Source organism: Enterobacter sp. JMULE2 (assembly GCF_013337145.1).
In the GTDB taxonomy this organism is placed as follows: Bacteria; Pseudomonadota; Gammaproteobacteria; order Enterobacterales; family Enterobacteriaceae; genus Enterobacter; species Enterobacter mori.
Genome location: NZ_SGWD01000010.1, coordinates 148,846 through 171,563 on the forward strand (window position 1 = coordinate 148,846; position 22,718 = coordinate 171,563).

22 protein-coding genes are annotated in these 22,718 nt (G+C 54.3%); 19 read left to right on the top strand and 3 right to left on the bottom strand.

Going from position 1 to position 22,718, the window contains the following annotated elements:
• Positions 1-23 precede the first annotated feature (23 nt).
• Positions 24-3,155, bottom strand: coding sequence for a ribonuclease E (gene rne, locus EXW94_RS01565; RefSeq protein WP_174339348.1), 3,132 nt, complete (start codon positions 3,153-3,155; stop codon positions 24-26).
• 572 nt (positions 3,156-3,727) lie between these two features.
• Between rne and rluC the strand changes: the two genes are divergently transcribed.
• Positions 3,728-4,675 carry a 23S rRNA pseudouridine(955/2504/2580) synthase RluC gene (gene rluC, locus EXW94_RS01570; protein WP_174339349.1) on the top strand — a complete coding sequence of 316 codons (948 nt, stop codon included), beginning with the start codon at positions 3,728-3,730 and terminating at the stop codon, positions 4,673-4,675.
• Positions 4,676-4,754: 79 nt separating this feature from the next.
• Here rluC and EXW94_RS01575 read toward each other — a convergent pair whose 3' ends face one another.
• On the bottom strand, positions 4,755-5,339 hold the full coding sequence (locus EXW94_RS01575; protein WP_120158555.1) for a nucleoside triphosphate pyrophosphatase: 585 nt from the start codon (positions 5,337-5,339) through the stop codon (positions 4,755-4,757).
• A gap of 140 nt (positions 5,340-5,479) precedes the next feature.
• On the opposite strand from EXW94_RS01575, the gene yceD reads away from it, so the two are divergent.
• From yceD to ptsG, 14 genes are all read left to right on the top strand, one after another.
• Positions 5,480-6,001, top strand: coding sequence for a 23S rRNA accumulation protein YceD (gene yceD / locus EXW94_RS01580; RefSeq protein WP_006174678.1), 522 nt, complete (start codon positions 5,480-5,482; stop codon positions 5,999-6,001).
• Between the two features lie 16 nt (positions 6,002-6,017).
• The gene (gene rpmF, locus EXW94_RS01585) at positions 6,018-6,191 is read left to right on the top strand and encodes a 50S ribosomal protein L32 (RefSeq protein ID WP_003857964.1); all 174 of its coding nucleotides are present in this window, start codon (positions 6,018-6,020) and stop codon (positions 6,189-6,191) included.
• A gap of 80 nt (positions 6,192-6,271) precedes the next feature.
• Entirely contained in the window at positions 6,272-7,306 is a 1,035-nt protein-coding gene (gene plsX / locus EXW94_RS01590; RefSeq protein WP_010429690.1) for a phosphate acyltransferase PlsX, read from the top strand.
• Positions 7,307-7,312: 6 nt separating this feature from the next.
• The gene (locus EXW94_RS01595) at positions 7,313-8,266 is read left to right on the top strand and encodes a beta-ketoacyl-ACP synthase III (protein ID WP_032647990.1); all 954 of its coding nucleotides are present in this window, start codon (positions 7,313-7,315) and stop codon (positions 8,264-8,266) included.
• Positions 8,267-8,281: 15 nt separating this feature from the next.
• Positions 8,282-9,211, top strand: a complete 930-nt coding sequence (gene fabD / locus EXW94_RS01600) for an ACP S-malonyltransferase (protein WP_032647992.1) — start codon at positions 8,282-8,284, stop codon at positions 9,209-9,211.
• 12 nt (positions 9,212-9,223) lie between these two features.
• Positions 9,224-9,958 (top strand): 3-oxoacyl-ACP reductase FabG, encoded by a 735-nt coding sequence (fabG, locus tag EXW94_RS01605; protein WP_010429699.1) that lies wholly within the window; start codon positions 9,224-9,226, stop codon positions 9,956-9,958.
• A 154-nt stretch (positions 9,959-10,112) separates the two neighbouring features.
• Positions 10,113-10,349 carry an acyl carrier protein gene (gene acpP, locus EXW94_RS01610; protein WP_003857954.1) on the top strand — a complete coding sequence of 79 codons (237 nt, stop codon included), beginning with the start codon at positions 10,113-10,115 and terminating at the stop codon, positions 10,347-10,349.
• A 90-nt stretch (positions 10,350-10,439) separates the two neighbouring features.
• A complete protein-coding gene (fabF, locus tag EXW94_RS01615; protein ID WP_010429707.1) occupies positions 10,440-11,681 on the top strand; it encodes a beta-ketoacyl-ACP synthase II in 1,242 nt (413 codons plus the stop codon).
• A 121-nt stretch (positions 11,682-11,802) separates the two neighbouring features.
• Positions 11,803-12,612 (top strand): aminodeoxychorismate lyase, encoded by an 810-nt coding sequence (gene pabC, locus EXW94_RS01620; protein WP_174339350.1) that lies wholly within the window; start codon positions 11,803-11,805, stop codon positions 12,610-12,612.
• Positions 12,613-12,614: 2 nt separating this feature from the next.
• Complete coding sequence (gene yceG, locus EXW94_RS01625) at positions 12,615-13,637, top strand: cell division protein YceG (protein WP_109081047.1); 1,023 nt, start codon at positions 12,615-12,617, stop codon at positions 13,635-13,637.
• Positions 13,627-14,268: a dTMP kinase gene (gene tmk, locus EXW94_RS01630; protein ID WP_100167036.1), complete on the top strand. Its 642-nt coding sequence runs from the start codon at positions 13,627-13,629 to the stop codon at positions 14,266-14,268. Before yceG ends, tmk begins: the two co-directional genes overlap by 11 nt.
• Entirely contained in the window at positions 14,265-15,269 is a 1,005-nt protein-coding gene (gene holB / locus EXW94_RS01635) for a DNA polymerase III subunit delta' (protein ID WP_174339351.1), read from the top strand. The genes tmk and holB overlap by 4 nt, the downstream gene beginning before the upstream one ends.
• Positions 15,270-15,279: 10 nt before the next feature.
• Positions 15,280-16,074: a metal-dependent hydrolase gene (locus EXW94_RS01640; protein ID WP_108418030.1), complete on the top strand. Its 795-nt coding sequence runs from the start codon at positions 15,280-15,282 to the stop codon at positions 16,072-16,074.
• A gap of 297 nt (positions 16,075-16,371) precedes the next feature.
• On the top strand, positions 16,372-17,805 hold the full coding sequence (gene ptsG, locus EXW94_RS01645; protein ID WP_010429721.1) for a PTS glucose transporter subunit IIBC: 1,434 nt from the start codon (positions 16,372-16,374) through the stop codon (positions 17,803-17,805).
• A gap of 174 nt (positions 17,806-17,979) precedes the next feature.
• Here ptsG and fhuE read toward each other — a convergent pair whose 3' ends face one another.
• Positions 17,980-20,166, bottom strand: a complete 2,187-nt coding sequence (fhuE, locus tag EXW94_RS01650; RefSeq protein ID WP_174339352.1) for a ferric-rhodotorulic acid/ferric-coprogen receptor FhuE — start codon at positions 20,164-20,166, stop codon at positions 17,980-17,982.
• Positions 20,167-20,517: 351 nt separating this feature from the next.
• Between fhuE and hinT the strand changes: the two genes are divergently transcribed.
• Genes hinT through thiK form a run of 4 tightly spaced genes read left to right on the top strand, consistent with a single transcriptional unit; the run spans position 20,518 to position 22,716 of the window.
• Positions 20,518-20,877, top strand: a complete 360-nt coding sequence (hinT, locus tag EXW94_RS01655) for a purine nucleoside phosphoramidase (RefSeq protein ID WP_010429724.1) — start codon at positions 20,518-20,520, stop codon at positions 20,875-20,877.
• A gap of 1 nt (position 20,878) precedes the next feature.
• Positions 20,879-21,253, top strand: a complete 375-nt coding sequence (locus EXW94_RS01660; RefSeq protein WP_010429726.1) for a YcfL family protein — start codon at positions 20,879-20,881, stop codon at positions 21,251-21,253.
• A gap of 10 nt (positions 21,254-21,263) precedes the next feature.
• Positions 21,264-21,911 (top strand): penicillin-binding protein activator LpoB, encoded by a 648-nt coding sequence (gene lpoB, locus EXW94_RS01665; protein ID WP_089599887.1) that lies wholly within the window; start codon positions 21,264-21,266, stop codon positions 21,909-21,911.
• The gene (gene thiK / locus EXW94_RS01670; protein ID WP_174339353.1) at positions 21,892-22,716 is read left to right on the top strand and encodes a thiamine kinase; all 825 of its coding nucleotides are present in this window, start codon (positions 21,892-21,894) and stop codon (positions 22,714-22,716) included. The genes lpoB and thiK overlap by 20 nt, the downstream gene beginning before the upstream one ends.
• Positions 22,717-22,718 lie beyond the last annotated feature (2 nt).

Below are 22,718 nucleotides of genomic sequence, written 5' to 3' on the forward strand. Positions count from 1 at the left end.
TCGGCTTTTCGTCTTAACGCGTATTACTCAACAGACTGGGGGCGGGTTGCCGGTGCAGTCGCCTGATGCGTCGCGCTGTGACCACCTGCGGAACCTTTGCCGTCAAAGTTGAACTCCGGGCGAACCCAGTCGCTTTGACGCGGTGCTTCCGGCACATACTCAGGTGCAGGTGCGCGAGTCATGGGTGCCGTTGCAACGTGTGCTGCCGCTGGCGCAGTAACCACTGGTGCAGCAACCACTGGCGCTGGTTTCACCTCAGGCGCTGGAGCTTCTTCGGCTTCACGAACCGGTTCAACGTCAAGTTCAACGTCCTGAACCACCTCTTCTGTCACCGTTTCGATAACAGCGTCAGCGGTGTCTTCAACCGGCGCGGCGGCTTCAACTTCTTCAGCAACCTCTTCGGCCACGACCGCGTCTTCTTCGGCGATGAACTGCGGTGCGGCATCAACCGGGGCAGCAATCACTTCAGGATGGGTGGTTTCCACTTCAACCGCCTGTGGGGCTTCGGCTTCCACAGCCTGCGGCTCAACCACCGTCGCTGCTGCCGCCACAACTTCTTCAGCTGCAGCTACAGGTGCAATCACCTCTTCGGTGACAGACTGTTCTTCAACAATCTGCTCCGGGCGAGCAACCGGGTAGCGGATCCAGACTTTACCGGATGCCATTTCAGGCGACGCACACGCGATGGCTAACGGCATTGGAGACTGAGTCGGGTAACGCTCGTCACGATAACGGCGACGACGCTGACCGCTCACGCGCAGGTGACGAGGAGAACGACGTGAACGACGCGGCATGCCTGCGTTATCACGACCTTCGCCGTTATCGTCCTGCTCGGCGTTGTTCTCTACCACCGCTGGCAGATCAACTTTCGCCAGTTGGGTCTGCGGCGCGCTTTCGGCGACGGTTTCCGTAACAACAGTTGTCTCTTCGGTCGTTTCAGAAGCAAAACGGACCTTCTGATTCAGCTGGCGCTGCTTACGACGCGGCATAACCTGAGTACGTTCTTCCTGCTCAGCGTCTTGCTGTTCAACAGGCTCTTCGCGGTTCAGGTTTTTAACTTCCTGCTGCGCCTGACGCTTCTCGTCGTTGCGACGACGATTACGCTCGCGGCGAGGTTGCTGCTCGTCGCGCTGTTTGCTCTTCTCGGACTCATCGCCCGCCGGTTGGCGAATTTCGCGATCTTCAACATTCTGCTGCTGTTTCTCGCGACGGTTGCGACGGTTATCTTCGCGTTGCTCACGGCCTTCGTTGTTGTCAGAACGGTTGTCGCGACGCTCGTTACGGTCGCTGCGGTCGCTGCGGTCATTACGATCGCGGCGGTTGTTCTGGCGCTTACGACGATCCTGCTGACGCTCAGGCTTCGCTTCTTTCGGTGCTTCTTTTGGCTGCTCCGGCTGAACTTCTTCGCCAGCAAACATCTTCTTCAGCGCGCCGAAGAAGCGGCTCAGAAGACCTGGTTGCTCTGGCTGGGCTTTCGCCACGTCTGGCGCAGGTTTTTGCGCAGCAGGTTTAGCCGCTGGTTTTTCCAGCACGGCTTCCGGCGGCGCTTCCGGCATAATGAAGGTGGCTAATGCAGGCTGCTCAGGCAGTTTACGCTCGGCAGGCTCTTCATCGGATGGCAGTGCCATCTCTTCTTCATGCAGCTTCGGCAGCAGGTAGCTGAGGGTGGTCGTCTCTTCGCCCTTACGTACACGCAGCACGTGATAGTGCGGAGTCTGCATCTGGTCGTTTGGCACGATGATGCAGCGAACGCCGCCCTGACGTGCTTCGATTGCGCTTACCGCTGCACGTTTTTCGTTAAGCAGGTAAGAGGCAACGGGCACCGGCACAATGGCGTGAACTTCTTTAGTGTTCTCTTTCAGCGCTTCTTCTTCAATCAGACGCAGAATAGAGAGGGACAGCGATTCGTTATCACGCACGGTACCGGTACCGGAACAGCGCGGGCAAACGTGATGGCTGGACTCACCCAGTGATGGGCTCAGACGCTGACGGGACATCTCCAGCAGGCCAAAGCGAGAGATATGGCTGATCTGAATACGAGCACGGTCCTGGCGCACCGCTTCGCGCAGACGGTTTTCAACCGCACGCTGGTGACGAACAGGGGTCATGTCGATGAAGTCGATAACGATCAGACCACCCAGGTCGCGCAGGCGGAGCTGGCGGGCGATTTCATCAGCGGCTTCAAGGTTGGTGTTGAAGGCGGTCTCTTCGATATCACCGCCGCGGGTTGCACGCGCGGAGTTGATGTCGATAGCGGTCAGCGCTTCGGTCGTATCGATAACGATAGAACCACCGGATGGCAGACGCACTTCACGCTGGAAGGCGGATTCAATCTGGGATTCAATCTGATAGTGGCTGAACAGCGGGATTTCACCGGTGTACAGTTTGATTTTGCTGGTGAAATCCGGACGACCCAGCGCGGCGATGTGCTGGCGAGCCAGCTCAAGCACTTTCGGGTTATCAATCAGAATTTCGCCGATGTCCTGACGCAGGTAATCACGGAAGGCACGCACGATAACGTTGCTTTCCTGGTGGATCAGGAACGGAGCAGGGCGGCTTTCTGCGGCTTTCTGGATGGCTTCCCAGTGTTTCAGACGGAAGCTTAAGTCCCACTGCAGCGCTTCGGCAGATTTGCCCACGCCTGCGGTACGAACGATAAGCCCCATGCCGTCCGGCAGTTCAAGACTTGCCAGTGCTTCTTTCAGCTCGGTACGGTCATCACCTTCGATACGGCGAGAGATACCACCCGCACGCGGGTTGTTTGGCATCAGAACCAGATAGCTCCCCGCCAGGCTGATAAAGGTCGTCAGTGCGGCACCTTTGTTGCCACGCTCTTCTTTATCAATCTGGACGATAACTTCCTGACCTTCACGCAGAACATCTTTGATGTTTGGGCGGCCATGGGCGTTGTAGTTTGCAGGGAAATATTCGCGGGCGATTTCTTTAAGAGGGAGGAAACCGTGACGCTCAGCACCGTAATCGACAAATGCAGCTTCAAGGCTTGGTTCAATGCGGGTGATTTTACCTTTGTAAATGTTCGCTTTTTTCTGTTCGTGTCCAGGACTTTCGATATCCAGATCGTACAGGCGCTGCCCATCCACAAGGGCGACACGCAACTCTTCTTGCTGAGTTGCGTTGATTAACATTCTTTTCATCGTAACTTACTCGTTATTCTTACATTGACGACAAAGCTGCGGGCAAGGTGACGCTTTCCGGGGTATGAACCGATGGCCTCGTGTCTGTTCACGTCGCCAACCTCACGGTTGTCGCTCGCTTAAGAGGCGCAGAGTGTCGGTTGCCTGTATTTCATACGGAAACACAGCGCAATTATCAGGGGAATTGCCTGGGTAGAACTCTCCAGAAAACAATCCTTATACCGGGAAGTACTGCAACCCGCAGCCCGCTAACTGCCTGAAAGATCAATACGTCTTACGCCATTGCTGCGTGGATGATCGGTCAGACAAAATTGGTCATTCCGTCGACATCCTTACTTAACCAGGATTTAACACGGAAAACAGCCTCATTATTCCACTGCTCGCCGGGTTATAGCAAGATGACTTTTACCAATTATCACCCGGTTACTCACAGTTTCTTCACTTCGAGGTGGTGATTGGTTTAATAACCACCAAATCGATTGCGCGAAACGGGGCGCAGGCCGGATAAAAGTAAATATAAGCATAGAAAAATGAGTGGCGCTAATGGCTGACGATATTTAGAATCGCCAACCATGAAAACAGAGACTCCAGCCGTAAAAATTGTTGCTATCGCGGATGACTATGCGGGGCAACGCATCGATAACTTTTTACGCACCCAGTTGAAAGGCGTGCCAAAAAGTATGATTTACCGCATCCTGCGCAAGGGCGAGGTGCGGGTTAACAAAAAACGCGTGAAGCCTGAGTATAAGCTCGAAGCCGGTGATGAAGTGCGTATCCCGCCGGTGCGCGTGGCTGAACGTGAAGAAGAGGCGGTTTCGCCTAAGCTGCAAAAAGTGGCTGCGCTGAGTGACGTCATCCTTTATGAGGATGACTATATCCTTGTACTGAACAAACCGTCAGGTACAGCCGTACACGGCGGCAGCGGCCTGAGCTTTGGCGTGATTGAAGGGCTGCGCGCGCTTCGACCGGAAGCCCGTTTCCTGGAGCTGGTGCATCGCCTGGATCGTGATACCTCCGGCGTGCTGCTGGTGGCGAAAAAGCGTTCTGCGCTGCGTTCTTTGCATGAGCAGCTTCGTGAAAAAGGGATGCAGAAAGACTACCTGGCGCTGGTTCGCGGGCAGTGGCAGTCCCATGTAAAAGTGGTGCAGGCACCGCTGTTGAAAAATATTCTGCAGAGCGGTGAGCGCATTGTGCGTGTGAATCAGGAAGGGAAACCGTCCGAGACGCGCTTTAAAGTTGAAGAGCGCTATGAATTTGCCACGCTGGTGCGCTGCAGCCCGGTGACGGGGCGTACCCATCAGATTCGCGTGCATACCCAGTTTGCCGGGCATCCTATTGCGTTTGATGACCGCTATGGCGACCGCGAGTTTGATAAACAACTGGTGGGCACGGGGCTGTCGCGTCTGTTCCTGCATGCGGCTGCGCTGAAGTTTACCCATCCAAACACCGGTGAAATCATCCGTATTGAAGCGCCGCTGGATGAGCAGCTGAAACGCTGTCTTAAGGTCCTTCGCGGCTGATTATGCGCCGGGTGGCGCTGCGCTTACCCGGCCTACGAAACCCGTAGGCCCATGCAAGCGAAGCGCCGCTGGGCAAAAGTCACGCCGTCAGTGGATTACACTCTTCTCGCCTTAACATCTGACACAAGGCAATCAGCGGTAACCCCACTAGCGTGTTGGGATCGCGACCGTCCAGCTTGTCGAATAGCGCAATCCCCAATCCTTCACTTTTAAAACTTCCTGCACAGTTGAGCGGACGTTCCCGGCGGACATAATCCGTTATTTCCTGCTCGCTGAGATGGCGAAAGTGCACGTCGAACGGCTCGCATTCCGTTTGCAGGTGGCCTGAGGCGGAGTTATAGAGCGCCAGCCCTGTATAAAAGGTCACGATAGTGCCACGTGCACGCAGAAGCTGCTGGCAGGCGTTCTCTTCCGTATGCGGCTTGCCGGTGATCTCTCCGTCCAGTACACAAACCTGATCGGAGCCTATAATCAAATGGGCGGGATAACGTGCGGCCAGCGATTGCGCTTTCTCTTGTGCGAGACGCGTCACCAGATGACGCGGGGATTCGCCCGGGTGTGGCGTTTCGTCAACGTCGGGGGCAGCGCATTCGAACGGGATCCCGAGCTTTTCCAGCAGCATTCGACGGTAGGGTGAAGTGGAGGCGAGAACGAGATTTGGCATATTTTTATCACCAGATATAGCGTATCGATGCCAGCCATTTTAAACTACAGGCCGCAATGTGTGCGAATAATTGGCAAAAGGCAGCTCTGGTTGCCTTTTTCTTTGACTCTATGACGTTACAAAGTTAATATGCGCGCCCTATGCAAAAGGTAAAATTACCCCTGACTCTTGATCCGGTTCGTACGGCTCAAAAACGCCTTGATTACGAAGGAATCTATTCTTCCGATCAGGCTGAGCGTATTGCCGAATCCGTAGTCAGTGTGGACAGTGATGTAGAATGCTCCATGTCGTTCGCTATCGACAACCAGCGTCTCGCCGTTTTAACCGGTGATGCAAAGGTAACGGTAACCCTCGAATGTCAGCGTTGCGGGAAACCGTTTGTACAGCATGTTCACACAACGTATTGTTTCAGTCCCGTTCGTTCTGACGAGCAGGCTGAAGCACTCCCGGAAGCGTATGAGCCGATTGAGGTTAACGAATTCGGTGAAATCGATCTTCTGGCTCTGGTTGAAGATGAAATCATCCTCACCTTGCCAGTGGTTCCGGTGCATGATTCTGAACACTGTGAAGTGTCCGAGGCGGACATGGTCTTTGGGGAACTGCCTGATGAAGCGCAAAAACCAAACCCATTTGCCGTATTAGCCAGCTTAAAGCGTAAGTAATTAAGGAGTAAGGTCCATGGCCGTACAACAGAATAAACCAACCCGTTCCAAACGTGGCATGCGTCGTTCCCATGACGCGCTGACTGCAGTTACCAGCCTGTCTGTAGACAAGACTTCTGGTGAGAAACACCTGCGTCACCACATCACCGCTGACGGTTTCTACCGCGGCCGCAAGGTTATCACTAAGTAATCACGCGTTAGCGTGATTAGGCTTAGTGAGGATTTCCCCGTGCAAACGGGGAAGTTACCGAACCAGGCTGCGACGATACCTTGACACGTCTAACCCTGGCGTTAGATGTCATGGGGGGAGATTTTGGCCCTTCCGTGACAGTGCCTGCAGCATTGCAGGCACTGAATTCTAATTCGCAACTCACACTTCTTTTAGTCGGCAATCCCGACACAATCACGCCATTACTTGCAAAAGCTGACTTCGAACAACGTTCACGTCTGCAGATTATTCCTGCACAGTCAGTTATTGCCAGTGATGCCCGGCCATCGCAGGCTATTCGCAATAGCCGTGGCAGCTCTATGCGGATTGCACTGGAGCTGGTGAAAGAAGGGCGAGCGCAGGCTTGCGTCAGTGCGGGAAATACCGGTGCACTGATGGGGCTGTCGAAATTATTGCTCAAGCCCATTGAGGGCATTGAGCGCCCGGCGCTGGTGACGGTGTTGCCGCATCAACAAAAGGGCAAAACGGTGGTGCTGGATCTCGGTGCTAACGTTGATTGTGATAGTACAATGCTGGCTCAGTTTGCTGTGATGGGGTCGGTGCTGGCTGAAGACGTAGTGGGAATTCACAATCCCCGCGTTGCGTTACTGAATATTGGTGAAGAAGAGACCAAAGGCCTGGACAGCATTCGTGACGCTGCCGAATTGCTCAAGCAGGTTCCCTCCATCAACTATATTGGTTATCTCGAAGCCAATGAGTTGCTGACGGGAAAGACCGATGTATTAGTGTGTGATGGCTTCACCGGAAACGTAACGTTGAAGACTATGGAAGGGGTGGTGCGAATGTTCCTTTCTCTGCTGAAATCGCAGGGGGAAGGTAAAAAAAGCGCCTGGTGGCTGATTTTATTAAAGCGTTGGTTACAAAAAAGCCTGACGCGGCGATTCAGTCACCTCAACCCCGACCAGTATAATGGCGCCTGTCTGTTAGGATTGCGCGGCATCGTGATTAAGAGTCACGGTGCGGCCAATCAGCGAGCCTTTTCCGTCGCGATAGAACAGGCAGTGCAGGCGGTGCAGCGACAAGTTCCTCAACGGATTGCCGCTCGCCTGGAATCTGTATTAGCTAAAAGTGACTGAGCGTACATGTATACGAAGATTTTAGGTACCGGCAGCTACCTGCCAACACAAGTGCGTACCAACGCCGATCTTGAAAAAATGGTAGATACGTCTGACGAGTGGATTGTCACGCGCACAGGTATCCGTGAACGTCGTATCGCCGCGCCAGACGAAACCGTGTCCACCATGGGTTACGAAGCCGCACAGCGCGCTATCGAAATGGCTGGCATCGATAAAGAACAGATTGGCTTGATCGTGGTCGCCACCACGTCTGCCACGCATGCCTTCCCAAGCGCAGCGTGCCAGGTGCAGAACATGCTCGGCATTAAAGGCTGCCCGGCATTTGACGTTGCTGCCGCGTGCGCAGGTTTCACCTACGCGCTGAGCGTTGCCGATCAGTATGTTAAATCTGGCGCCGTGAAGTATGCGCTGGTGATCGGCGCTGACGTGCTGGCGCGCACCTGTGATCCAACCGATCGCGGGACGATCATTATTTTTGGTGATGGTGCGGGTGCGGTGCTGCTCGGGCAGTCCGAAGAGCCGGGCATCATCTCCACGCATCTGCATGCCGACGGTAGCTACGGCGAGCTGTTGACCTTGCCAAACGCCGATCGCGTTAATCCGGAAAGCTCCATTCACCTGACAATGGCAGGTAATGAGGTGTTCAAGGTGGCGGTGACTGAGCTTGCACACATTGTTGATGAAACGCTGGAAGCGAACAACCTTGAACGCTCTGCGCTTGACTGGCTGGTGCCGCATCAGGCTAACCTGCGTATTATCAGCGCAACCGCGAAAAAGCTGGGCATGTCGATGGATAATGTTGTGGTGACCCTTGATCGCCATGGCAACACCTCTGCGGCGTCGGTACCGTGCGCATTTGATGAAGCGGTACGCGATGGACGAATCAAACGGGGCCAGTTGGTCTTGCTTGAAGCCTTCGGTGGCGGGTTCACCTGGGGTTCCGCGCTGGTTCGTTTCTAGGATAAGGATTAAAAAATGACGCAATTTGCTTTTGTGTTCCCGGGGCAGGGCTCTCAAACCGTTGGGATGTTGTCTGAAATGGCAGCACACTATCCGGTAATTGAAGAGACTTTCCGTGAAGCTTCTGATGCACTGGGTTATGATCTGTGGGCGTTGACTCAGCAGGGTCCAGCCGAAGAACTGAACAAAACCTGGCAGACTCAGCCAGCACTGCTGACCGCGTCCGTTGCGCTGTGGCGTGTATGGCAGCAGCAGGGCGGCAAAGCGCCTGCACTGCTCGCGGGCCACAGCCTCGGTGAATACTCTGCACTGGTGTGTGCGGGTGTGATCGCCTTTGCTGACGCGGTACGTTTGGTAGAACTGCGCGGTAAATTCATGCAGGAAGCGGTGCCGGAAGGCACGGGTGGCATGTCTGCTATCATCGGTCTGGATGATGCTTCGATTGCAAAAGCGTGTGAAGAATCTGCTGAAGGTCAGGTGGTTTCACCGGTAAACTTTAACTCGCCGGGCCAGGTCGTTATCGCCGGTCATAAAGAAGCGGTTGAACGTGCTGGTGCTGCCTGTAAAGCTGCTGGCGCGAAACGTGCGCTGCCACTGCCGGTCAGCGTTCCGTCACACTGCGCGCTGATGAAGCCAGCCGCCGACAAACTGGCGGTTGAGCTGGAAAAAATTACGTTTAACGCACCGACGATTTCTGTTGTAAACAACGTCGATGTGAAATGCGAAACCGCGCCGGAGGCAATCCGTAACGCGCTGGTTCGCCAGCTTTACAGCCCGGTACAGTGGACCAAAACCGTTGAGTTTATGGCGTCACAGGGCGTTGAGCATCTGTATGAAGTCGGTCCAGGTAAAGTCCTCACCGGCCTGACAAAACGTATTGTTGATACCCTGACTGCCTCGGCCATTAACGAGCCGGAAGCACTGTCAGCGGCACTCGCGCAATAAAAGAGGAATACCATGAGTTTTGAAGGAAAAATCGCACTGGTTACCGGCGCAAGCCGCGGTATCGGGCGTGCAATTGCTGAAACACTGGTTGCGCGCGGCGCGAAAGTGATTGGTACAGCAACCAGCGAGAATGGCGCTCAGGCCATCAGCGAGTATCTGGGTGCGAACGGTAAAGGTCTGGTACTCAATGTGACCGAACCTGCATCTATCGAATCTGTTCTGGAAAATATTCGCGCAGAGTTTGGCGAAGTCGATATTCTGGTCAATAATGCCGGGATCACGCGCGACAACCTGCTGATGCGAATGAAAGATGACGAGTGGAACGATATTATCGAAACCAACCTGTCATCTGTATTCCGTCTGTCAAAAGCGGTAATGCGCGCTATGATGAAAAAGCGTCATGGTCGTATTATCACTGTTGGTTCTGTGGTTGGTACCATGGGAAATGCTGGTCAGGCTAACTACGCTGCGGCGAAAGCAGGTCTGATTGGCTTCAGTAAGTCGCTGGCACGTGAAGTCGCGTCCCGCGGTATTACTGTAAACGTTGTTGCTCCGGGCTTTATTGAAACGGACATGACGCGTGCGCTGACCGATGATCAGCGTGCGGGTACGCTGGCGGCAGTTCCGGCGGGTCGTCTTGGCGACCCTAAAGAAATCGCCAGCGCGGTTGCATTTTTAGCCTCTGACGAAGCGGGTTACATCACTGGTGAAACCCTTCACGTCAATGGCGGGATGTATATGGTTTAATCACGATGAAAAATATTTGCGTTATTGTAGGGCTTGGCCTCAAAATAACGTAAAATCGTGGTAAGACCTGCCGGGATTTAGTTGCAAATTTTTCAACATTTTATACACTACGAAAACCATCGCGAAAGCGAGTTTTGATAGGAAATTTAAGAGTATGAGCACTATCGAAGAACGCGTTAAGAAAATTATCGGCGAACAGCTGGGCGTTAAGCAGGAAGAAGTTGTGAACTCCGCTTCCTTCGTTGAAGACCTGGGCGCAGATTCTCTTGACACCGTTGAGCTGGTAATGGCTCTGGAAGAAGAGTTTGATACTGAGATTCCGGACGAAGAAGCTGAGAAAATCACCACCGTTCAGGCTGCCATTGATTACATCAACGGTCACCAGGCGTAAGTGAACATCTCCAGGCGGTCATTCGACCGCCTGAGTTTTATCTTTTTTAGTCCCACGAATCTCTTTTTTATCCCTCCCTGGAGGACAAACGTGTCTAAGCGTCGTGTAGTTGTGACCGGACTTGGCATGTTGTCTCCTGTCGGCAATACCGTAGAGTCCACCTGGAAAGCTCTCCTTGCCGGTCAGAGCGGCATCAGCCTAATCGACCATTTCGATACTAGCGCCTATGCAACGAAATTTGCTGGCTTAGTAAAGGATTTTAACTGTGAAGAGATCATCTCGCGCAAAGAACAGCGCAAGATGGATGCCTTCATTCAATATGGAATTGTCGCTGGCGTTCAGGCCATGCAGGATTCTGGCCTTGAGATTACGGAAGAGAACGCATCCCGTATCGGCGCCGCTATTGGCTCCGGGATCGGCGGTCTTGGCCTGATCGAGGAAAACCATACATCTCTGATGAATGGCGGACCGCGTAAGATCAGCCCGTTCTTCGTTCCGTCCACGATTGTTAACATGGTGGCAGGTCACTTGACCATTATGTTCGGTCTGCGTGGGCCAAGCATTTCCATCGCTACCGCATGTACGTCCGGCGTACATAACATCGGCCAGGCCGCGCGTATCATTGCGTACGGCGATGCAGATGCTATGGTTGCAGGCGGTGCTGAAAAAGCCAGTACCCCACTGGGTGTAGGCGGTTTTGGTGCGGCGCGTGCGCTGTCTACCCGTAATGATAACCCGCAGGCGGCGAGCCGTCCGTGGGATAAAGACCGTGACGGCTTCGTGCTGGGCGACGGTGCGGGTATGATCGTACTGGAAGAGTACGAACACGCGAAAAAACGCGGTGCGAAAATTTATGCTGAAATCGTTGGTTTCGGCATGAGCAGCGATGCTTACCACATGACGTCTCCTCCGGAGAACGGTGCGGGTGCTGCGCTGGCCATGGAAAATGCGATTCGTGATGCGGGTATTACCCCAGCACAGATTGGCTACGTTAACGCGCACGGTACTTCTACGCCTGCAGGCGATAAAGCTGAAGCACAGGCGGTTAAGTCTATCTTCGGTGAATCTGCCAGCCGCGTAATGGTGAGCTCCACGAAATCCATGACCGGTCACCTGTTAGGTGCGGCGGGTGCAGTAGAGTCAATCTACTCCATCCTTGCGCTGCGCGATCAGGCTGTTCCGCCAACCATCAACCTGGATAACCCGGATGAAGGTTGCGATCTGGACTTCGTTCCTCACGAAGCGCGTCAGGTTAGCGGTATGGAGTACACCCTGTGTAACTCCTTCGGCTTCGGTGGTACTAACGGCTCTCTGATCTTCAAAAAGGTCTGAGCCTGACTGCACGATGGCTATTAAAAAAGGTCCGCTAGTCGGGCCTTTTTTATTAAGCGTAATCCCCTTGTCCGGTTAAAGACATCCTGCCAGACTGAACCCCCACGCATCAGGAGACATCATGTTTTTGATCAATGGCCTTGAGCAGGAGAATCTGCCTGCCAGCGACAGAGCAACGCAGTTTGGTGATGGCTGCTTTACGACGGCGAGAATTATTGACGGGCAAGTATGCCTGCTCGACGCGCATATCCGCCGTCTGCAAACGGCCTGCGAAACCTTAATGATCCCCTTTCAGCACTGGGGCACGCTGCGACGTGAGATGAGCCAGCTGGTGTCAGAGAAGAGCAGTGGTGTGCTGAAAGTCATCATCAGTCGCGGCAGCGGAGGGCGGGGTTATAGCGGGGCCAGCTGTGAGAACCCCACGCGCATACTCTCCGTATCCGCTTATCCCGCACATTATGAAAGCTGGCGCAAAGACGGCGTCACGTTGACGCTGAGCCCGATACGACTGGGCCGCAACCCCATGCTGGCCGGAATTAAACACCTCAATCGCCTTGAACAGGTGCTGATTCGTACTCATCTTGAACAGACGGACGCTGATGAGGCGCTGGTTCTTGACAGCGAAGGGTTCATTACGGAATGCTGTGCGGCTAATTTACTCTGGCGGAAGGGCCGTGATGTCTTCACACCTTCACTGGAGCAGGCTGGGGTGAAGGGCATTATGCGTCAGTTTTGTTTGCAACAGTTGGCACACTCGGGTTTTCGCGTTGTCGAAGTTAACGAAAGGGAAGAGGCGCTACTGACCGCTGATGAAGTTATTGTTTGTAACGCGTTGATGCCTGTTTTACCCGTCCGCGCCTATGGCCAACAGGTCTGGTCATCGCGCGAACTGTTTCAGTTTTTAGCCCCGTTATGTGAGCAAACCAGATAGTCATGAAGAAAATGTTGCGCTTTGTTCTCCTCCTCATCGTTGTGCTGGGTATTGCTGGCGGCGCGGGAGTGTGGAAAGTCCGTCAGCTGGCGGACAGTAAAATCCTGATTAAAGACGAGACGATTTTTACCCTTAAAGCCGGTACCGGGCGCATTGCGCTGGGTGAGCAGCTTTACGGGGATAAGGTTATTAACCGCCCGCGCGTCTTCCAGTGGTTACTGCGCCTTGAGCCTGAACTGTCTCACTTCAAAGCCGGTACGTACCGCTTTACCCCTGGTATGACCGTCAGGCAGATGCTGCAGGTGCTGGAGAGCGGCAAAGAAGCCCAGTTCCCGCTGCGGTTTGTTGAGGGGATGCGCTTAAGCGATTACCTCAAACAGCTGCGTGACGCACCCTATATCAAACACACGTTAAAAGACGACAGTTATCAGACGGTCGCTGAGGTGCTGAAATTCGAGCATCCTGAGTGGGTGGAAGGCTGGTTCTGGCCGGATACCTGGATGTACACGGCGGGCACAACCGACGTTGCTATTCTGAAACGCGCACATAAAAAAATGGTCGCGGCGGTGGAGTCAGCGTGGGAAGGGCGTGTAGATGGCCTGCCCTATAAAGATCAAAACCAGTTCGTCACCATGGCCTCGATCATTGAAAAAGAGACTGCCGTTGCGGCAGAGCGCGATCAGGTCGCTTCCGTATTTATCAACCGTCTGCGCATCGGTATGCGTCTGCAAACCGATCCCACCGTCATCTACGGTATGGGCGAGAGTTATAGCGGCAAGATATCCAGAAAAGATCTGGAGACGCCTACAGCGTATAATACCTACGTGATCGCAGGCCTGCCTCCAGGCCCGATTGCGACGCCGAGTGAAGCCTCATTACGAGCCGCGGCGCACCCGGCCAAAACACCGTACCTCTATTTTGTGGCTGACGGAAAAGGGGGGCATACCTTTAATACCAACCTTGCCAGCCATAATCGCTCTGTTCAGGACTATCTGAAGGCACTTAAGGAAAAAAATGCGCAGTAAATACATTGTCATTGAGGGACTCGAAGGGGCGGGTAAAACCACCGCCCGCAACGTAGTGGTTGATACGCTAAAAGCGCTTGGCGTTGCGGACATGGTGTTTACCCGTGAACCAGGCGGTACGCAGCTGGCTGAAAAGCTGCGTAGCCTTGTGCTGGATATCAAATCCGTTGGCGACGAGGTCATCACTGACAAAGCCGAAGTGTTGATGTTCTACGCGGCGCGCGTGCAGCTGGTAGAAACGGTGATCAAACCTGCACTGGCAGAAGGGAAATGGGTGATTGGCGATCGTCATGACTTGTCGACCCAGGCGTATCAGGGCGGTGGTCGGGGGATTGACCAGACGATGTTAGCAACGCTGCGCGACGCCGTGCTCGGTGATTTCCGTCCCGACCTGACGCTCTATCTGGACGTGACGCCCGAGGTCGGCCTGAAGCGTGCCCGCGCGCGCGGTGAACTGGACCGCATCGAACAAGAGTCTTTTGACTTCTTCAACCGTACCCGAGCGCGCTACCTTGAACTGGCGGAGCAGGATGCTTCCATTCGCACTATTGATGCAACACAGTCTCTGGACGAGGTGACGCGCGCAATTCAGAAGACGGTCGCGCAGTGGCACCAGGAGCAACAGGCATGAAATGGTATCCATGGTTGCGCCCGCACTTTGAACAGTTGATCAACAGCTATCAGGCGGGGCGGGGCCATCATGCGTTACTGATTCAGGCATTGCCAGGAATGGGCGATGATGCGCTCATTTACGCTATCACCCGTTTCCTGATGTGTCAGCAGCCGGAAGGGCATAAAAGCTGCGGTAAATGCCGTGGCTGCCAGCTGATGCAGGCGGGCACACATCCGGACTATTACACGCTGGAGCCTGAAAAGGGCAAAAGCACGCTCGGGATTGACGCCGTGCGTGAAGTCAGTGAAAAACTGTATGAACACGCGCGGCTTAACGGGGCCAAAGTGGTCTGGCTGAAAGATGCCGCGCAGCTTACCGAGGCGGCGGCGAACGCGCTGCTCAAAACCCTGGAAGAGCCACCGGAGAAAACCTGGTTCTTCCTGTCATGTCGTGAACCGGGACGATTACTGGCGACACTGCGCAGTCGCTGCCGTCTTCATCACCTCGCAGTACCTCAGGAAGCATGGGCGCTCACCTGGATTGAACGCGAAGTGACGGTGTCACAAGACGCTGCACTGACTGCGCTGCGGCTGTGCAGCGGCGCGCCAGCGGCGGCCCTGGCGTTGCTTCAGGCGGATGTCTGGTCGCAGCGTGAAACGCTGTGTCGTGCCGTCGAGTCTGCACTGGATAGCGGCGACTGGTTGAGTTTGCTGCCTGCCCTGAACAGCGATCAGGCGACCGAGCGCCTGCACTGGCTGGCCGCTTTACTGCTGGATGCGCTCAAACTTCAACAGGGGGCAACGCTTCTGACCAACCTTGACGTCTGGTCGCTGGTGAACACCCTGGCGAATCGCCTGTCGGGCGTCTCGTTGCGCGCTATCCTTCATGATGTTTGCCAGAGTCGCGAACAACTTTTGACAGTAACCGGTCTTAATCGCGAGCTTTTACTGACAGACCAGTTACTGCGTATCGAACACTACCTGCAACCCGGCGTCACACCGCCTGTTTCCCATCTCTGAGAGAGACATTATGTTTTTAGTCGACTCACACTGCCATCTTGATGGTCTGGATTATCAATCTCTGCATAAAAACGTCGATGACGTGCTGGAAAAAGCCGCCGCCCGCGATGTCAAATTCTGTCTGGCCGTGGCAACCACGCTGCCGGGCTACCGCTCCATGCGCGAACTGGTTGGCGTTCGCGATAACGTCGTCTTCTCTTGCGGCGTTCATCCACTGAACCAGGATGACGCGTATGACGTGGAAGATTTACGTCGTCTGGCGGCAGAAGAGGGCGTGGTGGCGATGGGTGAGACCGGGCTTGACTATTTTTACACGCCGGAAACTAAACCACGCCAGCAGGCGTCCTTCCGTCACCATATCCGCATTGGCCGCGAGCTGAACAAACCCGTCATCGTGCATACCCGCGATGCGCGCGCCGATACGCTGGCGATCCTGCGGGAAGAAAAGGTGACGGATTGCGGTGGCGTACTACACTGTTTCACAGAAGACAGAGAAACGGCGGGCAAGCTGCTTGATTTAGGGTTTTATATCTCGTTTTCGGGGATCGTAACGTTCCGTAATGCTGAGCAGCTGCGTGATGCTGCGCGTTATGTTCCGCTCGATCGCATTCTGGTGGAAACAGACTCGCCGTATCTGGCACCGGTACCGCATCGCGGTAAAGAGAACCAGCCAGCGATGACGAGAGACGTGGCTGAGTATATGGCCGTTCTGAAGGGCGTCAGCATTGAAGAGCTGGCTCGTGCGACGACGGAAAATTTCTCCACGCTGTTCCACATCGACCCCGCCCGCCTGCAATCTGTCTGATACACCTGTTTTTTTTAGGCTCGTAATTAATAAATAAAGCGAGTAAAGTTCACCGCCTCATTTGGGGCGGTGATGGTGTTTTTAGACACATCCAGACATGCTTTTTGTAAATATCTGAAAGTTTTTTGGCCGTCTTGAACTGAAACGTGATAGCCGTCAAACAAACCCAGAGGGAATTATTTTACTCTGTGTAATAAATAAAGGGCGCTTAGATGTCCTGTCCACGGCACGGTACTCCCCCCGGGCCAATGCGTGAAAGCGTAAAAAAAGCACAAATACTCAGGAGCACTCTCAATTATGTTTAAGAATGCATTTGCTAACCTGCAAAAGGTCGGTAAATCGCTGATGCTGCCAGTATCCGTACTGCCTATCGCAGGTATCCTGCTGGGCGTCGGTTCTGCTAACTTCAGCTGGCTGCCAGCCGTAGTTTCCCACGTGATGGCCGAAGCAGGCGGTTCTGTTTTTGCTAACATGCCGCTGATCTTCGCGATCGGTGTTGCTCTGGGCTTCACCAATAACGACGGTGTATCTGCACTGGCTGCAGTGGTTGCCTACGGCATCATGGTGAAAACCATGGCGGTGGTTGCGCCGCTGGTTCTGCATTTACCGGCTGAAGAGATCGCCGCGAAACACTTGGCGGACACCGGTGTTCTGGGCGGTATCATCTCCGGTGCGATTGCAGCGTATATGTTTAACCGCTTCTATCGCATCAAGCTGCCTGAGTATCTGGGCTTCTTCGCGGGCAAGCGTTTCGTTCCGATCATCTCTGGTCTGGCAGCGATTTTCACTGGTGTGATCCTGTCCTTCATCTGGCCACCAATCGGTTCCGCTATTCAGACCTTCTCTCAGTGGGCTGCTTACCAGAACCCGGTTGTGGCGTTCGGTATCTACGGCTTCATCGAGCGCTGCCTGGTACCATTTGGTCTGCACCACATCTGGAACGTTCCATTCCAGATGCAGATTGGTGAATTCACCAACGCAGCAGGTCAGGTATTCCACGGCGATATCCCACGCTACATGGCAGGCGACCCAACTGCAGGCAAACTGTCTGGTGGCTTCCTGTTCAAAATGTACGGTCTGCCGGCTGCTGCGATTGCAATCTGGCACTCTGCTAAACCAGAGAACCGTGCAAAAGTGGGCGGTATCATGATCTCCGCGGCGCTGACCTCGTTCCTGACCGGTATCACCGAGCCGATCGAGTTCTCCTTCATGTTCGTTGCGCCGATCCTGTACATCATCCATGCTGTACTGGCTGGCCTGGCGTTCCCAATCTGTATCCTGCTGGGTATGCGTGACGGTACGTCCTTCTCTCACGGTCTGATCGACTTCATCGTTCTGTCCGGTAACAGCAGCAAACTGTGGCTGTTCCCAATCGTGGGTGCGTGCTATGCCGTTGCTTACTACACCATCTTCCGCGTGCTGATCAAAGCACTGGACCTGAAAACTCCGGGTCGTGAAGATGCAACTGAAGACAGCAAAGCAGGCGTGACCAGCGAAATGGCTCCAGCACTGGTAGCCGCGTTCGGTGGTAAAGAGAACATCACTAACCTGGACGCGTGTATTACTCGTCTGCGTGTGAGCGTTGCCGATGTCGCAAAAGTTGACCAGCCGGGCCTGAAAAAATTGGGCGCAGCAGGTGTTGTTGTTGCAGGTTCTGGTGTTCAGGCAATCTTCGGTACCAAATCCGATAACCTGAAAACCGAAATGGATGAGTACATCCGCAACAACTAAGTTGTGATGTGGGGAGACTGAGGCAGCCGAATGGCTGCCTTTTTTATTTGTGCGGCCTGTTCAGCCCGGTGGCGGCTACGCCTTACCGGGCCTACGTGAAACGAATCGTCACCCGGCGAGAAGCGCGAACAAAAAAAGGGAGCCATTCGGCTCCCTATTAATACGTCTGAGCGATCAGAACTGGTAGCTTGCCGTTACGCTGACGTTTCGGGGTTCACCATAAACCAGTGAGCCCTGAACGTTGGTATCGTAAGTCTTGTCGAACAGGTTGTTCAGATTCCCCTGCAGAGAGAAATTCTTCGTGACCTGATAGCGGGTGAAGAGATCAACCAGCGCATAGCTGCCTTGTTCCGCGCGCCATGTACCGTAAGGTGTGGCAACGTCGCTGTAAACGCGGTTTTGCCAGTTAACACCGCCACCCACGGTCAGCGCAGGCATCGCTGGCAGACGGTAACTGGTGAACAGTTTAACCGTCGTGCGCGGTAGGTAAGGGTTAACGTCTTTACCGGCGCTGTCTTCAGCCAGGTAGCGCGTCGCGCCAAAGGTCATTTGCCAGTTGTCCGTCAGCGCGCCGTTAATTTCAAATTCAACGCCTTTACTTACTGTGCCGTCTACGCCTTCATAAGCGGTATCGGTTGACCCCTGAATCACGCGCCCCGTACTCTGCGCCACGTTATCCTGCTCGATGCGGAAGACAGAGAGCGTTGTGGTCAGTCGGCTGTTCATCCAGTCCGACTTCAGGCCCACTTCATAATTGTTGCCGGTGATTGGGTCGAGATACCTGCCGGTACTGTCACGGTAGTTCTGTGGCTGGAAGATGGAGGTATAGCTGGCATAGGCGGACCAGTTATCATCAATGTCATACACAAGACCCGCATACGGCGTGGTATGGTTTTTTTCCATACCATAAGTCATTGTGTCGACGCTCCAGTTCGTATAGCGGGCACCGAGAATCAAATGCAGAGGATCGGCCAACGAAATCCGCGTCGCGGCATAGAGCGATTTCATATTCGTTTTGTCGTCCTGGGCCAGCGCCTGCGATCCCCAGTTTGTTTCCGGGAAATGCCCATCATAGTCGTAGAAATTACCGAATTCGTCCGGATACACGTTCGCCCACGCGTTGGTGTAACGGTTCGTTTGACGACTGAAGCTGCCGCCGAACATCACGGTATGCTGGCGGCCAAACAGGTCATAGCCACCATCGGCAAACAGATCGACAGCATCGACCTTACGCTTCCCGCTGTTCCAGCCCGTCCCGCCGATGTAGCCGTAGTCCGGTCCGTAATTCGTATAAGGCCCAACCAGCATGCCGGTTGATTTGTCCACATAGGCGTCGAGGTACAGGGCTTTACTGTCGAATTTGGCCTCGGTGTGGGTGGCATTCAGCGTGGCCTGCCAGGTGTCGGCAAAGCGCTGCTTGAAGGTGGCGAAAACTTTATTGAACTCTTTGTCGTTATAGGCCCAGTCAGGCGCGGTGCTGTGGGCGCGATCGTAATGCCTTACGCTACCGTCGGTATTCCAGCGCGGTAAGCCGCCCCAGGTCTGGTTGTTTACGTCAATGCGCTGGTATTCGTAACCTGCCGAGAATGAGGTGGTATCGCCCAGGTCCGCATCAAGAATGCCGGAGAAGAACGTTTTCTTTTGATTGTAGTTATCGAGCCAGGAGTCATTATCCTGATAGCCCGCCACGATGCGAGCACGCACATTGCCATCGTCGGTTAACGGGCTTTGCAGATCCATAACGTAACGCTGTTTGTTCCAGCTGCCGTATTCCGCAGACAGATTGCCTTTGAACTCGCGGCTGGTGGCATGTTTACGCACCATGTTGATCGCTGCCGACGGGTTACCCGTGCCCGTCATCAAGCCGGTCGCCCCACGCACCACTTCCACGCGCTCAAACAGGGCGGTATCCGAGAGGGCATCCCCGAGGTTCCAGCGAGATTCGAAATAGGTGGGGATACCATCAATCATGTAGTTGTCGATCTCGAAACCACGTGAGTAATAGCTGCTGCGATCGGAGTCTGCGGTGTTTTTGCTGATCCCCATCGTGTTATCCATCACATCTCCCAGCGTTTGCAACTGCTGATCTTCCATACGTTGTTCACTGACAATGGAGACTGACTGGGGGATATCGCGCTGGACCATCTGCATTTTGGTGCCGATGGTGGTGGTTTTGACGCTGTAATCCTGCTCTTCGCTGGACGCGTCTGGCTGGGAAGTACCGTCAACGACGAGTGTTTCCTCGTTTGGGGCGGCGAAACTTACGGTTGGCATCAGTGCCATAGCAATGCAGGCTGCCAGCAACGAAGGCGTTGCAACAGGCTGACGTTGCCCATCCCTGGTATGATTAATGAAAGACATCATCAAACCCTTAGTGAATGGTGAAGGTTGTATGCGTCAGTCCCTTAACCGGGCTGGCGTCGTATTCTTGGTTAAAAACGCGCATGAAAATGCAAATGCGAAATATACGCATTGTTATTAGCACTGTAAACAGATGTTTCGGACGAAACTGAAATAATGTTTCAGAGGAAAAATGTCGTCTGGCGGTCACTCTCCCGCCAGCTGGTGAGGGATCGGGAAAGAAATCGAGGGAGAAGGTTGAAAGGACAGGAGAAACTCGCTCATACTCTTGCGTTGTATCACACTGTCGTAAAGACTGTATGTGTGAATAGCGGACGCATCACGCCAGATTAATCAAAAAAGGAAAAGGTCATGGCCGAAGAAACGATTTTCAGTAAAATTATCCGCCGCGAAATCCCGTCGGATATCGTCTTTCAGGATGAGCTGGTGACGGCTTTTCGGGACATTTCACCTCAGGCGCCGACGCATATCCTTATCATTCCAAATATTCTGATTCCTACCGTCAATGATGTGAAAACCGAGCATGAAGTGGCGTTAGGCCGTATGCTAACGGTAGCCGCGAAAATTGCTGAGCAGGAAGGCATCGCTGAAGACGGCTATCGTTTGATCATGAACTGCAATCGCCACGGCGGTCAGGAAGTTTATCATATCCATATGCATCTTCTGGGTGGGCGACCACTGGGACCGATGCTGGCACATAAAGGTCTTTGACATGTTAAGAGGGCGTATTGCAGCGCTGATGATAACGCTGGTGATAGCAGGGTGCAGTGCGCGTCCTGCGATCCCCGTCAGCGACGAACAGACGCTGGTGATGGAGTCCTCAGTCCTTGCTGCAGGCATTACGGCAGAGCAGCCTTCGCTGACCATTAGCGAAATCCAACCTTCTGCTTCCTCTACGCTCTATAACGAAAGACATGAGCCAGTGACGGTACATTACCGCTTCTACTGGTATGACGTAAGAGGTCTTGAAATGCATCCGCTTGAGGCGCCGCGTAGCGTGACCATTCCGGCAAGATCGTCGGTGACGCTCTATGGCAGCGCTAACTATTTGGGTGCGCATAAGGTGAGACTTTATCTTTATCTGTAAGGGGTGATCCTTGATTAAAAATATGAGCCGTTATGTGCTCTTAAGTGCGTTTGCACTTTTCCTCGCAGGGTGTGTGACGCGTACAGAACAGCCTGCGCCAGTGGATGAGGCGAAGCCGGGTACGGAACAGCCGACACAGCCAACGCAGCCGGTGCCAACGGTGCCTTCTGTCCCGACCATTCCGGCGCAGCCTGGCCCAATTGAGCACCCGGACCAAACGTCCCAACCTGCGCCGCGTGTGCGTCACTATGACTGGAATGGCGCAATGCAGCCTATGGTGGGCAAAATGTTGCAGGCTCAGGGCGTGACGCCGGGAAGCGTACTGTTGGTGGATAGCGTAAATAACCGCACCAATGGTTCACTCAACGCGGGCGAAGCGACGGAAACGCTGCGTAATGCGTTAGCAAACAACGGCAAATTTACCCTGGTCTCGACACAGCAGCTGGCAGTAGCCAAACAGCAGTTGGGCTTGTCGCCGCAGGATAGCCTGGGCTCGCGCAGCAAAGCGATAGGCATTGCGCGCAACGTTGGCGCTCAGTATGTCCTCTATTCTAACGCCACCGGTAATGTGAACACGCCTTCGCTGCAGATGCAGCTGATGCTGGTTCAGACGGGTGAAATAATCTGGTCAGGTAAAGGTGCCGTTACGCAACAATAGCTGCACGCGTGACGAGATTCTGACGCGTTATTTTCCTCAGTATCGCCTTATCGCGCCGCAGGCCCACTCCGGGCTTGGCGGCGCGAGCTGCATCATTGAGCAGGGCGAACATCGGCTGGTGCTGCGACAGCATCACGATCTCTCTGCCCCTGCCTCCCACTTTCGCCGACAGTTTCGTACGCTGAGGCGCTTGCCTGCGGATCTCGTGCCGAAGCCCTGTTTTTTTACGCAGGGCTGGATGGCGGTAGAGTATCTTGCGGGGGAGATCAAAAGCACGCTTCCGCATACTCCCACGCTCGCCGTGATGCTGTATCATCTTCACCGCCAGCCTCGCCTGGGATGGCGGGTCACGCTGTTACCGCTGCTGGAAAAATACTGGCAGCAGGCCTCGCCCGACAGACGAACGCCATTCTGGCTTGCGCAGCTTAAAAGGATGCGAAAGCGAGGGCAACCGCAACCCTTACGGCTTTCGCCGTTGCATATGGACGTCCACGCCGGGAATATTGTACACACGCCCGCGGGAGCCAGGCTCATCGACTGGGAGTATGCCGGAGATGGCGACGTGGCGCTGGAGCTGGCGGCGGTCTGGATGCCGGATGATGCCTCCCGTGAGCAGCTTATAATGGTCTATGCCCGTGAAGCGCAGATGGATGCGTTGACGCTTATGCGGCAGGTCAGGCGCTGGCGACCCTGGGTATTCATGCTGATGGCGGGCTGGTTTGAAATGCGCTATCAGCAATCAAACGACAAACACTTTATTACGCTGGCAGATGACGTCTGGCGTCAGTTACAAACTAAAGGATAAGA

Bases quoted from the DNA above. Each gene is read 5' to 3' on its own strand.
- rne (WP_174339348.1), bottom strand. From the start codon at position 3,155: ATGAAAAGAATGTTAATCAACGCAACTCAGCAAGAAGAGTTGCGTGTC.
- rluC (WP_174339349.1), top strand. From the start codon at position 3,728: ATGAAAACAGAGACTCCAGCCGTAAAAATTGTTGCTATCGCGGATGAC.
- EXW94_RS01575 (WP_120158555.1), bottom strand. From the start codon at position 5,339: ATGCCAAATCTCGTTCTCGCCTCCACTTCACCCTACCGTCGAATGCTG.
- yceD (WP_006174678.1), top strand. From the start codon at position 5,480: ATGCAAAAGGTAAAATTACCCCTGACTCTTGATCCGGTTCGTACGGCT.
- rpmF (WP_003857964.1), top strand. From the start codon at position 6,018: ATGGCCGTACAACAGAATAAACCAACCCGTTCCAAACGTGGCATGCGT.
- EXW94_RS01595 (WP_032647990.1), top strand. From the start codon at position 7,313: ATGTATACGAAGATTTTAGGTACCGGCAGCTACCTGCCAACACAAGTG.
- fabD (WP_032647992.1), top strand. From the start codon at position 8,282: ATGACGCAATTTGCTTTTGTGTTCCCGGGGCAGGGCTCTCAAACCGTT.
- fabG (WP_010429699.1), top strand. From the start codon at position 9,224: ATGAGTTTTGAAGGAAAAATCGCACTGGTTACCGGCGCAAGCCGCGGT.
- acpP (WP_003857954.1), top strand. From the start codon at position 10,113: ATGAGCACTATCGAAGAACGCGTTAAGAAAATTATCGGCGAACAGCTG.
- pabC (WP_174339350.1), top strand. From the start codon at position 11,803: ATGTTTTTGATCAATGGCCTTGAGCAGGAGAATCTGCCTGCCAGCGAC.
- yceG (WP_109081047.1), top strand. From the start codon at position 12,615: ATGAAGAAAATGTTGCGCTTTGTTCTCCTCCTCATCGTTGTGCTGGGT.
- tmk (WP_100167036.1), top strand. From the start codon at position 13,627: ATGCGCAGTAAATACATTGTCATTGAGGGACTCGAAGGGGCGGGTAAA.
- holB (WP_174339351.1), top strand. From the start codon at position 14,265: ATGAAATGGTATCCATGGTTGCGCCCGCACTTTGAACAGTTGATCAAC.
- EXW94_RS01640 (WP_108418030.1), top strand. From the start codon at position 15,280: ATGTTTTTAGTCGACTCACACTGCCATCTTGATGGTCTGGATTATCAA.
- ptsG (WP_010429721.1), top strand. From the start codon at position 16,372: ATGTTTAAGAATGCATTTGCTAACCTGCAAAAGGTCGGTAAATCGCTG.
- fhuE (WP_174339352.1), bottom strand. From the start codon at position 20,166: ATGTCTTTCATTAATCATACCAGGGATGGGCAACGTCAGCCTGTTGCA.
- hinT (WP_010429724.1), top strand. From the start codon at position 20,518: ATGGCCGAAGAAACGATTTTCAGTAAAATTATCCGCCGCGAAATCCCG.
- EXW94_RS01660 (WP_010429726.1), top strand. From the start codon at position 20,879: ATGTTAAGAGGGCGTATTGCAGCGCTGATGATAACGCTGGTGATAGCA.